General features: G+C 44.1%; 15 protein-coding genes. 7 read left to right on the top strand and 8 right to left on the bottom strand.

The features are described from left to right. Positions 1 to 156 precede the first annotated feature (156 nt). From yiaY to BIW15_RS09270, 3 genes are all read right to left on the bottom strand, one after another. Positions 157 to 1305: an L-threonine dehydrogenase gene (yiaY, locus tag BIW15_RS09280; protein ID WP_077280891.1), complete on the bottom strand. Its 1149-nt coding sequence runs from the start codon at positions 1303 to 1305 to the stop codon at positions 157 to 159. Between the two features lie 334 nt (positions 1306 to 1639). Next, positions 1640 to 2290: an isoprenoid biosynthesis glyoxalase ElbB gene (gene elbB / locus BIW15_RS09275; protein ID WP_005482741.1), complete on the bottom strand. Its 651-nt coding sequence runs from the start codon at positions 2288 to 2290 to the stop codon at positions 1640 to 1642. Positions 2291 to 2302: 12 nt separating this feature from the next. After that, the gene (locus BIW15_RS09270) at positions 2303 to 2458 is read right to left on the bottom strand and encodes a hypothetical protein (RefSeq protein ID WP_005461930.1); all 156 of its coding nucleotides are present in this window, start codon (positions 2456 to 2458) and stop codon (positions 2303 to 2305) included. A gap of 120 nt (positions 2459 to 2578) precedes the next feature. On the opposite strand from BIW15_RS09270, the gene yddG reads away from it, so the two are divergent. Beyond that, positions 2579 to 3481, top strand: a complete 903-nt coding sequence (yddG, locus tag BIW15_RS09265; RefSeq protein WP_021452567.1) for an aromatic amino acid DMT transporter YddG — start codon at positions 2579 to 2581, stop codon at positions 3479 to 3481. A gap of 190 nt (positions 3482 to 3671) precedes the next feature. Here the strand turns inward: yddG and BIW15_RS09260 are convergent, their stop codons facing one another. After that, positions 3672 to 4238: a hypothetical protein gene (locus BIW15_RS09260; RefSeq protein ID WP_005482595.1), complete on the bottom strand. Its 567-nt coding sequence runs from the start codon at positions 4236 to 4238 to the stop codon at positions 3672 to 3674. Positions 4239 to 4766: 528 nt separating this feature from the next. On the opposite strand from BIW15_RS09260, the gene BIW15_RS25095 reads away from it, so the two are divergent. Next, complete coding sequence (locus BIW15_RS25095; protein WP_017448068.1) at positions 4767 to 5096, top strand: hypothetical protein; 330 nt, start codon at positions 4767 to 4769, stop codon at positions 5094 to 5096. 230 nt (positions 5097 to 5326) lie between these two features. Beyond that, entirely contained in the window at positions 5327 to 5620 is a 294-nt protein-coding gene (locus tag BIW15_RS25295; protein WP_050551424.1) for a hypothetical protein, read from the top strand. Positions 5621 to 5726: 106 nt separating this feature from the next. On the opposite strand, the gene BIW15_RS09250 is transcribed toward BIW15_RS25295, so the two are convergent. Both BIW15_RS09250 and BIW15_RS09245 read right to left on the bottom strand, forming a co-directional pair. Continuing rightward, complete coding sequence (locus BIW15_RS09250) at positions 5727 to 6623, bottom strand: cation diffusion facilitator family transporter (protein WP_005462012.1); 897 nt, start codon at positions 6621 to 6623, stop codon at positions 5727 to 5729. 175 nt (positions 6624 to 6798) lie between these two features. Next, positions 6799 to 7677 (bottom strand): LysR family transcriptional regulator, encoded by an 879-nt coding sequence (locus BIW15_RS09245; protein WP_005461877.1) that lies wholly within the window; start codon positions 7675 to 7677, stop codon positions 6799 to 6801. Between the two features lie 225 nt (positions 7678 to 7902). Between BIW15_RS09245 and BIW15_RS09240 the strand changes: the two genes are divergently transcribed. Then, the gene (locus BIW15_RS09240; protein ID WP_025592962.1) at positions 7903 to 8478 is read left to right on the top strand and encodes a class I SAM-dependent methyltransferase; all 576 of its coding nucleotides are present in this window, start codon (positions 7903 to 7905) and stop codon (positions 8476 to 8478) included. Positions 8479 to 8535: 57 nt separating this feature from the next. Here BIW15_RS09240 and BIW15_RS09235 read toward each other — a convergent pair whose 3' ends face one another. After that, positions 8536 to 10506, bottom strand: coding sequence for an acetoacetate--CoA ligase (locus BIW15_RS09235; RefSeq protein ID WP_077280889.1), 1971 nt, complete (start codon positions 10504 to 10506; stop codon positions 8536 to 8538). Positions 10507 to 10727: 221 nt separating this feature from the next. On the opposite strand from BIW15_RS09235, the gene phhA reads away from it, so the two are divergent. Continuing rightward, complete coding sequence (gene phhA, locus BIW15_RS09230) at positions 10728 to 11522, top strand: phenylalanine 4-monooxygenase (RefSeq protein ID WP_025635916.1); 795 nt, start codon at positions 10728 to 10730, stop codon at positions 11520 to 11522. Continuing rightward, complete coding sequence (locus BIW15_RS09225; RefSeq protein ID WP_005482617.1) at positions 11512 to 11850, top strand: 4a-hydroxytetrahydrobiopterin dehydratase; 339 nt, start codon at positions 11512 to 11514, stop codon at positions 11848 to 11850. Before phhA ends, BIW15_RS09225 begins: the two co-directional genes overlap by 11 nt. A 170-nt stretch (positions 11851 to 12020) precedes the next feature. Here BIW15_RS09225 and BIW15_RS09220 read toward each other — a convergent pair whose 3' ends face one another. Then, positions 12021 to 13790 carry a choice-of-anchor I family protein gene (locus BIW15_RS09220; protein WP_179115255.1) on the bottom strand — a complete coding sequence of 590 codons (1770 nt, stop codon included), beginning with the start codon at positions 13788 to 13790 and terminating at the stop codon, positions 12021 to 12023. A gap of 211 nt (positions 13791 to 14001) precedes the next feature. On the opposite strand from BIW15_RS09220, the gene BIW15_RS09215 reads away from it, so the two are divergent. After that, positions 14002 to 14346, top strand: coding sequence for a HopJ type III effector protein (locus BIW15_RS09215; RefSeq protein WP_021451084.1), 345 nt, complete (start codon positions 14002 to 14004; stop codon positions 14344 to 14346). The last annotated feature ends 39 nt before the right edge of the window (positions 14347 to 14385 follow it).

Here is a 14385-nt window from a genome sequence, read left to right as displayed (position 1 = left end):
TCCATGTTGAAGTGCGTGGATGCTTAAAAGCTAACACTAAATGGCGAGATCCCCAAATGCAGACAAGCTGCAGCGAGCGGTGTATGAATATAAAAATCCCCGATACCAGATCGGGGATTGAGTTAAGGTGTTAGAGATGAATCTGTCTTTCTGCGATTACATTGCCGCTTCGAAGATTGCAGAAATCTCTTCGTGAGTTGCTTGTTTCGGGTTAGTGAAACCACACGCGTCTTTTAATGCGTTGTCTGCTAGTGTTGGGATGTCTTCTAGCTTCGCACCAAGCTCTTTAATACCAGCTGGAATACCAACGTCTTTTGCTAGCGCAACGATAGCGTCGATCGCTGCCGCAGCACCTTGCTCTGCCGACATACCTTCTACATCCACACCCATCGCTTTTGCGACATCACGTAGACGCTCTGGACATACTTGCGCGTTGTAGCGTTGTACGTGAGGAAGCAAGATTGCGTTACATACACCGTGTGGTAGGTCGTAGAAACCACCTAGCTGGTGCGCCATAGCGTGCACGTAACCTAGAGATGCGTTGTTAAACGCCATGCCAGCCATGAACTGCGCGTATGCCATTTGCTCACGAGCTTCTAGGCTTTCGCCGTTTTTCACTGCGGTGCGTAGGTGCGCCTGAATTAACTCGATCGCTTTGATTGCAACAGCGTCAGTAATTGGTGTTGCCGCTATAGATACGTACGCTTCAATCGCGTGAGTTAGCGCGTCCATACCTGTTGCTGCCGTCAAAGACGCTGGCTTAGCAAGCATTAATTCTGGATCGTTTACAGAGATAAGAGGCGTTGTGTGTTTATCAACGATTGCCATCTTAATGTGACGCTCTTCATCAGTGATGATGCAGAAACGGGTCATTTCAGATGCAGTACCTGCTGTGGTGTTGATTGCGATTAGTGGCAGCATTGGTTTTGCTGATTGATCCACGCCTTCGTAATCGCCGATTTTTCCGCCGTTAGATGCAACCAGTGCGATGCCTTTTGCACAATCGTGTGGTGAGCCACCACCAAGTGAAATTACGAAGTCACATTCGTTCTCTTTTAGGAGAGCTAAGCCATCATTAACGTTGGTGATTGTAGGGTTTGGTTGAGTGCCATCGAACACAACGGTTGCTACGCCGCGTTCAGTAAGAAGATCTTGAACCTGTTTTACTACGCCGATTTGGTTAAGGATCTTATCCGTAACGATCAAACCTTTCTTAAAGCCTTGAGATTGGATGCTGTTTGCTGCGTCTTTTAGGCAGCCAGCGCCCATTAGGTTTACCGTAGGGATAAAAAATGCACTTGTCATATTGGATTGCTCCGTTGTTATTATTAATAATCTTTCATAATTTGCCATTTAACTGTCGCACACCCCTTTCTAGAACGAAATTGATCCAGAGCAAGTTTACCCATTTAGGGGTACTTTAAAGGAGGAAACTGTGACAGCGATCTTGTTGCACAGTGTGGAGGTGCAACACAAATACAACGTAGCCCAAATATGCAACTATTGACGCAAACGATTGGTAAAAATTGAAATCTGATGATGATTTATATCTCAATTAGACTAAAGTATAAAAAATCCCCATTGATATTCGATCTATCAATGGGGATTTAAAATTGAGTTTTAAGTTATCTATCAGTAATTAGGCGATTTCGACCAATTTTGATACCAATTTATCGATTCCTGAAGCTGCTTGCGAGATATTCTGCGCTAACATGTAAGCTGGCGTAGAAAGCACATTGTGTTTCTCGTCAAACACATACTCATCTACGTTACATTCAACGTGCTCTCCACCCATTTGGTGAAACGCGGCTGCGGTTGCGTCATCATTACCTATTGTGCCTTTTACGCCATGTTCGTAAATCATAGGAATAATGACAGGGGCAATGCAGAGGTAACCGGCAGGCTTGTTAGCATTTGCGAACGCACGGCAAGCTTGTGCAACGTGTGTATTAATCGAGCATTCTGCACCAGAAACGGCAAAGTCAGTCAGATTTTTTGCTGCACCAAAGCCACCTGGTAACAATAGCGCATCAAAGTCTTCAACGTTCAGTCTAGCCACATCCTCAATGTTTCCACGCGCTATGCGTGCCGCTTCAACGAGCACGTTGCGTGGCTCATCCATTTCTTCGCCAGTAAGATGATTGATGACGTGTAATTGATCAATGTTTGGAGCGAAGCAATGCCAAGTAGCACCAGCTTTTTCGATGGCGTGCAGGGCTAGCACGGCTTCATGTAACTCTGAACCATCATAAACACCTGAGCCACTCAAAATAACTGCGACTTTTTTCATTTTAAGATTCCTTTAGTCTGATATTTCCGTTTGTTGCTCTTTTATATTTGGGGATTGAGATTGAGCATTTGCCTTAGTTTCGACGATTTCTTGATCGTCTTCTTCTTCATCATAGTAGCGGACCACAAAAGGTGTCAGCATGACGCTCGATGGTAGAAAGTGTTTCATATCGACTCCAAACGCATAACAGAATCATTTTTATACTGAAATTTATAAAACAGTACGTTGAAGCGGATCATTTTTGAGTTAAGCTGAAGTTTCCTTTGGCATTCGTGAGTAGTAGGTCACATGAAATCCGTGCAATTTCGCTTCACACTTTATGGCTGCATTGCCATCCTCTCTTGGAGTTGCTTACTGGGTATTGCAAGGCTCGTAACCGAAAGTTTAGGGCCAGTAGGTGGGGCGGCGATGTTGTATTCGCTAAGTTCAATCTTTTTATTGATTGTGGTGGGCATCCCAAAGTTGTCTTACTTTTCTCCGAAGTATCTGATAGTTGGCGGCGCAATGTTTGTTTGCTATGAGATCTTTCTTGCGCTTGCTCTTGGGTATTCGAATTCGCGAGCTCAAGCGATTGAGGTATCTATCGTCAACTATTTATGGCCCGCACTGACGGTGTTGTTTGCTGTGTTGGGTAGCAACAAAAAGCCAAATTGGCTGTTGTATCCAGCAGTAACCCTCGCGTTTATTGGTGTGGCTTGGACGGTGAGCGGCGATAACGGTTTATCCCCGACGCAAATCATCTCGAACGTAAGCAGCAATCCGCTGGTGTACTTCATGGCGTTCACTGGCGCGGTGATTTGGGCGGTTTATTGTAATCTCACACAGCGACAGCAATCGAAGCACAATGCGATCACGTTGTTTTTTATCGCAACGGCGGTTTCGCTTTGGGTGAAGTACGCATTTGCGGATGAGCCTACAATGACGTTCTCATGGTCAGCTCTTGGATATCTGTTCGCATCGGCAGCGTTGATGGCGGGTGGTTATGGCTTATGGAACATCGCCATTGTTGGCGGGAACATGGTCTTTTTGGCGACTTTGTCTTACTTCACGCCGATTTTCTCTGCGCTGTTTTCGTCGCTTATCCTTGGTGTGACGTTGAGCAACGGTTTCTGGCAAGGCGTTATTATGGTGACGGTTGGGTCACTCTTGTGTTGGTTGGTAACAAAAGAGAAGCGAGAAGCTGCTGGTTAAACCCACATTATCTGAGTGATTAATGACTGGTTTGTGGCTTCTCCGGTTCTTGTCGGTGTTGATGGAGGCCTGCTCGAGCCGTCATCGTGTTATCGAACATGTCACCAATCATTTTCCAAGAGCAAGCATCAGTCACCAAGCTGAGATAGGTGTGGGAAGGTAAGTCGCATCATGAGATGCGATGTCTAACTTAGGCTTCGTTCCAGTTTGGTTCTTCTAACGCTGGCCAGAGCATCAAATCATCAATACCAACGTCCTTAAAGCCTATCTTTGAGTAATAGCTTTTAAGCGCTTCTACGCTTTCCTCTGAGCGATCTTCTAAAGGAAGAGCCTTTAGACCAATGATGTCGTAAATCGATGTAAAGCGTTCAATAAAGTCCTCAATTAAGGCTTTGGAATACTTATTTCCTCGATGCTCTTTCTTTACCTTTAGTTCGTGAATCACAATGAGACGATCTGGTTCTGGACAGATTCCCCAACGCATTGTTTCGTTACGTTTTGCGATGCTTTCTTTTAGCAAGTAATCATCATCAAGAATTTGGATAAAGTGGGCAATGCTGGCGTTAATGTTCAATAATTTATGACAGCTGATAGTACTCGAGGCTCTGGATAAATCTACGATGTAAAAGTCACACGTAGCGACTTCGGTCTCTTCTCCTTGGTCGACAAGAGCAAACATACTCGCTGTCATTACGTTGATACATGATTCAATATCATTTGAATAAGGAGCAGTTGTCAGGGCGTAGTTTATGATCATTGTTCTGTTCCTTTTCACTCGCTACTAGCACAACGTCGTTTAATAAACGTGACGCGAACACTTAATTTGATGAGGTGTAACAAAGTGACCTCCCTCAGATACTTTAATTAATTCATCGGGCTGTGTTGGCGGAGTGTTGACTCCCGCAATCTTCATACTCACCCCTTTTAAACTTTTTTAAAATGTTTACAGAGCCAGTATTACTTACAGATATTGGGAGTCCATTTCTTATTATGGTTAGCGTTAATCGGATGGGTGAGCATTCCGATAACGGCCAACTGACAGCGCAGGATTTTTCACATTTTCCCTATCTAAAACAGTGATCTATTGCACATTTTCATTACCATTATTCCAGAAGTTTAGAATTTTAATGTCGAGTAAAAATGCAAATAAACCGCGTTCTCCACACGACCAAATTTTTCTATTATGTGCAAATTAAAAAAGTGATATATGTCAAAGTTTGCATATTAAGTCGCATTGATAATCGCCATCCCTTAAAGTTTTGACTTAACAACAAAAGGAGTAGATATGTTTGGCTTCTTTAAACGAAAAGCTTTAAAAAAAAGAGCCTTTAATCTATACAAAGAACTGGTATTTGGCAGGCTATATGAAGGCAACCGTTTCGGGCTAAATGCAGAAGACTTATGCAAAACAACAGGGCTTAATCTATTCTCGACCCTCAATTTAATTCATAGACTTATAGCGACAGGATTGGTGGAGGAGTATGAGCTTGTTGATGTCGTTTGCTACCGAGCGGTGAACGTGCCAATTTATCTAGATGACACCTCTCCGCCAAGTATTATTACCGATTATGTAAAACGTGCAATTGGCCGAGTTGATTTTAAAGGACTGGCTTAACCAACACTTTTTAAAACCGCCCCAAAAGGCGGTTTTGTCGTTTTGCACTGTCATTGCGTTTTCAACCATCAAGGCTGTATTGGATGTTTACTAAAAATTTGGAGTAATCCCGAGCGCCCGAGACAGGCTTGATTTGAGGGTTGAGAAGAAAACTGAATATGTGACATTTTGACGTAGCTAAGAAAAGGTTATGTATGCTTGGTTTATTAAATAGAAAGACTTTGAAAAGCATGGCTATGAATCTATATCACGAACTGGTACGAGGTCGTATATATGAGGGTAAGCACTTTGGGCTCAATGCAGATGATATTTCACAGAGAACAGGGCTCAGTATACATGTGGCTATTGCTCTCATTCATCGGCTTATAGACAACGAATTGGTGGAAAAGTATGGCTTTAAGGACGATGTTAGCTATCGAGCAGCGAACATTCCGAGCCACCTAGACAAAACATCTGCTCCAATGAGCATTTTCCAGTACGTAAACCGCTCAATTGGCCGAGTAGACTTCAAAGATCTAGCTTGAACCACAAAGAAAAACCGCCGTTACTGGCGGTTTTTTCATTTTCGTAAAGACTGAACACTCAATTTACGTGCTTTATGATAGAAATACCTGACTTTTGTTTCGTGTTCTAACAATTCGCTACGTTTAAGTTCAGTTGCAGTTTGAATCTGTGCTTCGACAGACGCGTGGTTAGCTGTTTTCGAGTTTGTTCAAGAGTGTCGAGTTCAATCATGTCATCATCAACGTGTAGATCAATGTTCACGCGAAGCTCTTGACCAACCTTCGTAATGCCAGCCAGTTTTAACTGATGATCAGATACTTTTTCAATTTCTAAAACGTCGTTACCAACAACCTGACAAAGCTCTTTGCTTGGTGTCATCATTAGTAACTCACGTAATGCGCCACACAACATATCAAATGGTACTTTTAGGAAGTAGAAGCCCATAAGTAGCATCATCATTGGGTCCGCGTAGACTGCGTAATGCGCGAATGGGGTAAGAGATACTAGCCATGCAGCGATAAAACCAACAGTAACTGCCACGCTTAATAGCGTATCCATTTGCCATTGTTTTTTCTCCGCATCGATCAGACCTGATGAGAAACGACGACTTTTTTTCGCCATAAACCACCAAGCGTAACCACAACCGATAACGTTCACGAGACCAAAGATAGTCGCGATTGAGGTATCAACCTCACGACCACCCGTCATCAATGCAGAGATCGCTGAGTAAAGCGAAAAACACACAACAACAAGAATCACGGCCGCTTTAATCGCAATAACGATAGGTTCGAGTACCGCTTTACCAAATGGAAATACAGATTTTGATGGCTTGCTGATGTAGGAAGATGCTGCCAGTGACAATAAAGTTAACAGTAAACTGACTAGCGAGTAAACACCGTCAAAAACGATGACAATCGACCCAACAAGCAAGCCAAGTACCATACCACCAGCTGCAAACCCAGAAGCTAAAAGGGCTGAAATGGTTAGAATACGGTTTTCGTTTTTGCTTGTCCTGTCACACATAAAAGATGCCTTTTGGTTTTAATACCTTACTATTCTTCTCTTCTGAGGCATTTTAGGCAACTACAAACTGAGTGGAAATTAAACGAGAAAGCGATCGTTTTATTATTTTTCTTTAAATACAATGGTTTAGTGTGTTTTTGTGGTGTCAAATATATTGACGGTCACTGCCTTTTATTTAGAAGTCAAATAAATATTCGCTTAATTTATCTGCTAACCAAGTCATCGCTGGGTGTTCAATCTGACCGTTTGGGGCAAACATACAGTAGTCTTCTTGAGTCAAACCGTAAGTGTGTTTGATGACGGCAAGTTTTTGTTGGCGCAAGTAGTGGCGAATGAGCGGCTCTGGCAATACACCCCATGCGTCTTCTTCCAAAATGGTGTTGAGCATGTAATCGAAACTTGAGAAGCCAATGTATCGAGTTGAGAACGGCTGTAAGCCTGGGTTGTCTTTCTCGTTGAGGTAAACCATCAAAGCCTGCATTTGGCTGCGTAGATCTTCATCGGATACGCGACGCATCTTACTTAAGCGATGATCAACGCTACACACCGACATCATTCGGATTTTCCCCAGCGGTTTGTAAACAATGTGCGGGTCATCAATGCGTTCATAGTCGACACCGAACGCAAAATCGACTTGATGAGTACTGACTAAGTTAGCCAAGTCACCACTAGAGGCCAAGATGAGGTTAAACGTTGTAGAAGGGAATCGATTGTTGAGTCGGTGAGACAGTTCTTGCCACAAATCGTCTGGCAGCGAGTCATCACGCGCCACCCAGACTTCGGCGTTGAAGCCTTCGGAGATTTGCGCGCATGTTTTTCTGATTCGTTGAGCTGTGACCAACAAATACTCGCAATCTTTGTAAATTGCTTTTCCCGCTTCCGAAAGCGTCAGTTGGTTTCCTGTTCTTGTGAACAACTCAACATCGAGCTCTTTTTCTAATGCCTTGATCGACATGCTGAGTTTGGTGCGGTTACAGTCTAACTGCCGCGCAGCTTCGGAGACTGAGCCACACTCTGCGATAGTGCAGAAAGCTTCTACCTGAGTTAAGTTCATGATTTGACACAACCAATTAAGAATTTGCAATAAAGTAGGGCACGATAGAGATGTGCTCCCAAAGCTGTGAAAGATTATCGAAAAAAATAGTAATTCGCCAGATAAGTCTATGGTCTTTTAGCGGTTTTGCGGTACCCTATAGCCTATTAATTTCAAAATGCGCCAACTGCATTTTGATGTCACATAGTGATATGTGGGCTATAAGAAGTGAACATGGAGGCCACGATGGCACAAGATTGGGACGGCTTAGCAAAGAACTGGGAATCGAACCCAGCAACAGAGCAATTTGCGCAGTCGGTGTTTGCACAGTTACAACAGCTAACTCAGCTTGATGGCATTAAAGTTTTAGATTTTGGATGCGGCACCGGACAATTAAGCCAATTGTTGTCACCCATTGTTAAGGATATTGTGGCGTTAGATGCGTCTGAAGCCATGATTGAAGAGCTCGACAAGAAAGAGTTACTCAACGTTGAGCCAGTCGTAGATGCATTATCACGAGGTTTAGTGGCGCAACATCCTGCTTTCCGCGGACAATTTGATCTTGTGGTTGCGTCTTCTGTCCTTGCTTTTGTCGATGATGTGGAATCGTCGTTAGACATTGCCCATTCGTTGCTAAATGAAGGTGGTTACTTCGTTCATTTTGATTGGGTTGCAGAATCTGAGCAAGACGGCTTCACCTTAAGCCGCTCCGAGAATGCATTGAGCAACGCTGGTTTTGTCGATGTTGAAGCGAAAAAAGTGTTCGATATCACCTCTGATGGACAAACCATGTCGGTATTAATGGGCGCTGGTCGCCGTTAACTTACCAAAAAGATTAAAAAAAGCGAGCCAAGGTGCTCGCTTTTTTGTGGATGGAATCTAAGCCGATATCGCGGTTTGAATCTCTTGCAGTATCTCTGGATTGGCAATTGCGCCTAAGTTTTCAACTTGTCTACCATTGACTACTTGCTTGACGGCAAGTTCTACCAGTTTGCCTGATCGCGTTTTCGGAATATCGCTGATGGCGAAAATGGCACTCGGCACATGGCGTGGTGAACAGGCCGATTTCAGCTGCGCTTTAATGCTGCCGATTAACTCATCATCCAACTCATCTTGGCTTTCTAATTGAACAAAAAGCCAGATCTGTTCATTTCGATCCACTTCTTTCCCAACCGCGATGGAGTCGACGATGCCATCAATAGCATTCACCTGTTGGTAAATTTCTGCGGTACCAATTCTAACGCCACCTGGATTAAGAGTGGTGTCACTACGGCCATAAAAGACAAAACCGCCAACCTCACTTTTTTCTACATCGTCGCCATGATGCCAAACATTATCGAACTTATCCCAGTAAGCGCGATGGTAACGCTCGCCTGAATCACGCCAGAACCCAGAAGGAAAATTCGGCAGTGAATTGGTGCAAACCAGCTCACCTCGTTCACCCACGACACTGTGACCTTGTGGATTAAATACTTGCACATCAACGCCTAAACCTGCAGATTGACACTCGCCTCGATAGACTGGTGATATCGGATTGCCTAATACAAAACATCCGCAAATATCTGTACCCCCAGCAATGGACGCTAAATGTACGTCTTCCTTTAAGTGCTCGTAAACGTAATCGAATTGCTCAGGATAAAGTACAGAGCCAGTTGAGCAAATCGTCTTGAGGGCGGGGAAAGCATCGGCTCTTTTCGGTGAGAACTGCGCTTTTTCAATCGCTTCTAGATATTTAGCCGACGTGCCAAACAAGGTCACGTCAGCATTTTGAGCAAGGTTCCACAGCACCTTGTGAGAAGGATAAACAGGGCTACCGTCAAAAATGACTAAGCACGCTCCGCTTGCAAGGGCGGAAACGTGCCAATTCCACATCATCCAACCACAGGTCGTGTAGTAAAAAACTCGATCGTTCGGTTGAATATCGCAGTGCAGTTGATGTTCTTTGACATGATTCAGAATGGTGCCACCGACCGAGTGCACGATGCATTTGGGTTTACCTGTCGTACCGGACGAATACAACACAAAGAGTGGGTCATTGAAGTTAACGCGAGTGTAGGTGAGGGGCTCGGGTGAGTATTGATTGAGCACGTTTTGCCAATCTTGGGTACAAACATCACATTCAAAGATGTGAGGCTTGAGATAGCTGATTTGGCACACTTGTTTGAGGCCATCGAGATGATCGGATATATGTTGGTTTTTCTCCGCCATGTCGAAAGTTTTGCCATTGAATGTGTAGCCATCACAAGTGAACAAAATTTTTGGTTTTACCTGTCCAAAACGTTCCAGCACACTTTCTACGCCAAAATCTGGCGAGGTTGACGTCCATGTCGCACCTAAGCTGGTGGTTGCCAACATCGCGATGGCGGTTTGAGGAAGGTGCGGTAAGTAACCAGCAACAACATCGCCTTGTTTGATGCCACAATCCCTAAGCCACTGTTGAACACTCGAGACTTCATCACACAGCTGTTGCCACGTATAGGTCTGTCGTTCGTCACGCTCATTTTCAAACCAGATGGCGAGCTCATGTGGTTTTTGATAAGCAAAGCTCAATAAGTTTTCTGCGTAGTTAATATGAGCGTCAGGAAACCAACATAAATCGCGATTGAGTACTGGTTGTTGCCATTTGCTCTCGGCTTGGCTTTTTACTGTCTCACCTGCATTACCTATTACATCGCAAAAAAGCCAGACTTCTTGCCAAAACTGCTCGTTATCATCCAAAGACCATTGGTGCAGGTCTGCGTAGTTTTGTAGGTCAAAACCTTGTCGATTAATGTGTTCGATAAACTGAGTAATATTGGCTTCTGCGATACGACTTTCGCTCGGTTGCCATACTTTGTTGCTCTCGCGCATAGGTCCCTCTATAACAAAGTGATAACAGTTTCAGTCTGAGGGGGAATGCCAATAAAGTCAAACTTCCGATTCAAAGCTTGTTGTTTTATAAATCATGATGTTACGGTTTGATGTAAACAATATGTTACATCAAACTTTGATTGAGAAAATCGATCAGGGATTGGAAGCTCTTAAGACTCCAGATAGGCTTAATGTAAAGGATTTGTTAATGGAGATGAGTCATGACTCAATATCGTTCAAAACCCGTTAGCCAGGATGGAAGGGTAGAATGGAGCCACGAAGAAGATGCCATTTGGAGTGACCTTGTCACGAGACAAATGAGCGTGATCAAAGATCGTGCGTGTGATGCTTATCTACGTGGTTTGGAACTGCTGAACTTACCTCAGGATCGCGTGCCTCAGTTGCCGGAAATCAATCGAGTCTTAATGGAAACAACAGGATGGCAGGTTGAGCCTGTGCCTGCTCTGATCGATTTCGACCGATTTTTTAATTTGTTGGGTAACAAACGTTTTCCAGTCGCGACTTTCCTAAGAACCCGAGAAGAGTTCGACTATTTACAAGAGCCGGATTTTTTCCACGAAATTTTCGGCCATTGTGCCATGCTCACGCATCCAGAGTTTGCTGCGTTTACGGAACATTATGGTCAGCTCGGACAAGCGGCAACACCAAAACAGAGAGCTTACTTGGCTCGTCTTTACTGGTTTACCGTTGAATTTGGTTTAGTGAAAGAAGGCACGAAAACCAAAATCTATGGCGGCGGTATACTCTCTTCCCCAGGAGAAACCATCTACGCATTGGAAAGCGAAAGTGCAATTCGTGAGTCCTTTGACCTACAAACGGTATTAAGAACACCATATCGCATCGATATCATGCAGCCTAAATATTATGTGATCGATGATTTCTCCCAGCTTTTCCAAATTAGCCAACTGAATTTATTGAAACAAGCGGATCTAGCGATAGATGCTGGATTGCTTCCACCACTTTTTGAACCTAAGGAACCTGCTCATGCTGAATGAACAAAAATGCGAAGCTTGTAGCTTTGATGCCATTGCCCTGACGAAAGAAGAACAGCAATCTCTATTGCTGCAGCTGTCCGATTGGCATCTCATTGAAAGGGACGACATTCCGCAACTTGAGAAGGTCTATAAGTTTAAGAACTTTAAACAAGCGTGGGCGTTCAGTAATAAGATTGCGGAATTGGCAGAAGAAGAATTTCATCACCCGTCAATTTTGCTTGAGTGGGGCAAAGTCACCGTGACTTGGTGGAGCCATTCCATTAAAGGTTTGCATAAGAACGATTTCATCTGTGCGTCTAAGTGTGATGCGTTGGTGTTGAGCGAATAAACACGAATGGACAGCCGTTGTTTGCTATTCATGCTCTGAAAAGCATTAACACACTTGACCGTGAATAAAAAACGCCCGAACTGATATTCGGGCGTTTCCTATTTAGCACTTCTGTTTTATGGCCACGGTTTTAGCGCCACAGTTGTAGACACTTAGAGATACTACTGTTTTTAGATTTCGATACGAAAAACTGAGGTTGTGCCCGATACCTCGTTACCGACGGCAATAAAATGTTGTCCGTTACGAGCAAAGTAGTTGATTGACTCGGGCGCTAGATCGCCCGCTTTAGGATTGTAAGTGTCATTTGCGCACTCACCGTCTTCTACCAACGTACATACTGGTTGGGTGTAATCGCGGTGGTTTACATAATGCAAGAACTGCGCTTGTTTTGGCTCGGTGATGTCGTAAACCATAATACCGCCTTGGCGCTCTAAACCGATAAATGCGTAGTATCGCCCATTGATTTTCGCTACTTCGATGGCTTCTGGCTCGATGCCTTTATCATCACTTCTGTCATCACCGCTACTGTTGCTGTCGTTTGTGCTGTTGAAGTATTTGCCTTCGTTCAAGAGGGCAACCGTTGCGAAGTCGTCCCCACTATCAAAAACTAGCTCACCACTTTCATTCCAAATTGAGAATGAACGCGCGCCAAATGCTTGAACATTTTCTTCTGTGTTTAATGTGTGGTTTGGTTTGATAACTTTGAGTCTAGCTAGCTGTTTGTTGTCTTTCAGAGCTTCAGCAAGAGGGTGGTCGGTCGTAACTTTGAGTTTTTTGCCACGGACTTCGTCGATATGGCTCAAACAGGTGCCTTTGACATTGGTGTAATCTGGCGTACCTTGATAGTCATCCTCGTCCCACATGAATCCTGCTTGATCACATTCAGCTTGAGTGGTTTTAAAACCATATTCGCGACCATCCCCTTCATTGGCCGAAACAATGTAGGTTTTGCCATTGACAGAGTAACTGTCTAGCGTGTCGGGCATGTACAAGCCAACCAGCTGCGGATAGCTTTTCAAATTGCCGATGATCTTATCTTTATTTGAGGCGTCCAGCTTTGAATTCGACCAAGACTTTTCCCCTAAATCGACAATTTTTTCTACCGAGTGGTTTTGCGGATCAATAATCGCCATCGCGTTATTTTCCTGCAAGGCGACATAAATTTTACCGTTGTCGGCAAACGTCAGGTATTCCGGTTCAAGGTCTTGAGCAATTGAGGCATTAGGGCCGGAAATACGTACAGCTTTTGGCAATTCATCTGAGCGCACTCCATCAAATTCGCCAAAGCCAATTTGCGTAACGTCAGCATTGTTAATACCTTTGCTCAAATCGACCAACGTCACGCTACCTTCGGGATCGATACTGTAATCGGAGTTCGGTTCGCCTTCGTTTGCGGTGGCAATGTAACGACCATCTTTAGAAAAACCAACCATATCTGGCAGCGCACCGGTTTTGAAAGTGGTGATTAGAGAAAGATCATCCGAGCGATACAGCGCGATCAAGCCATCTTCCTGCTTATTATTGTTTTCAATCGCGACGGCGACTAAGCCATTAAACACAGCAACACTGTTGGCCGCGCCTATTTCAATCCCTGCGGAAATTCCCGCATCGGTTAGGTCAATAAAATCGGTTTGTGAAGGCGCACTGCTTTCGTTGAGCGACAACACATCCACACGTTTGGCTTGAGCATTGACCACGTAAAGTTTGTCCGTGCACGCATCATAGTTAACGATTTCTGCGGCAGAAGTATCAAACGGCGCATCGGCGATAGATGACCCAACAAACGTCAAACCTTGGATTGAGGTTTCCCCAACAGCAGGTGAACTGATCGGCTTACATTGTGCACTGAAAGATGCGATAACATCGTTCTGTTGCGATGAACATGCGATGGCGAGCGTCGATAACGCCATTGCACCTATTACCTTAATTGGGGTGGTCATGATATCTCCTTATCAATCCGATATACTGTCGCTCAATGCATGATTTTCAGATATCTATTCATTCACTGCAGTGGACGATAATAGAACATTGATTGACGTGTGATTTGGTAAGGCTCTGAATATATGTATGATTTATGACTCTTATATGGGCTTTTTATGAAACAAATGTGTCATTGGCGAGATTGCGATGGCATTAGGATTTGGAATGAAAATGGAACTACAACAATTTCTGGATGCGCTGGCATCGTCACCTGAAAAGATTGAATTTGAAACGACGATGGCGGTGATTGAAGACAATTACGATTTTACGCCCGCTGCATTTACGAATGGCAATACGCAAAATGACGCGAATGAAAACAACGGTTCGTGCAAAATTTTTGCATTCGGCTTATTGAACGCTCTCGATAAAGAAGCGACGTTGGCGTGTTTTGGTCGTTTCTACCGCGAGGACGTACTGCTTCACCCAGAAAACAACGATCACCAAAATATCCGCAATTTCATGGTGACGGGGTGGGAAGGCATTCAATTTGAGACTTCTGCGCTTACCGCGAAATAGTTATCATTTTAGAATCGCGTTACATGAAGAAGCCAGTCG

Source organism: Vibrio sp. SALL6, from assembly GCF_002002385.1.
Classification (GTDB): domain Bacteria; phylum Pseudomonadota; class Gammaproteobacteria; order Enterobacterales; family Vibrionaceae; genus Vibrio; species Vibrio parahaemolyticus.
Note: the sequence above shows the minus strand (reverse complement) of the source record. Positions and strands in the feature narration are given on the sequence as shown.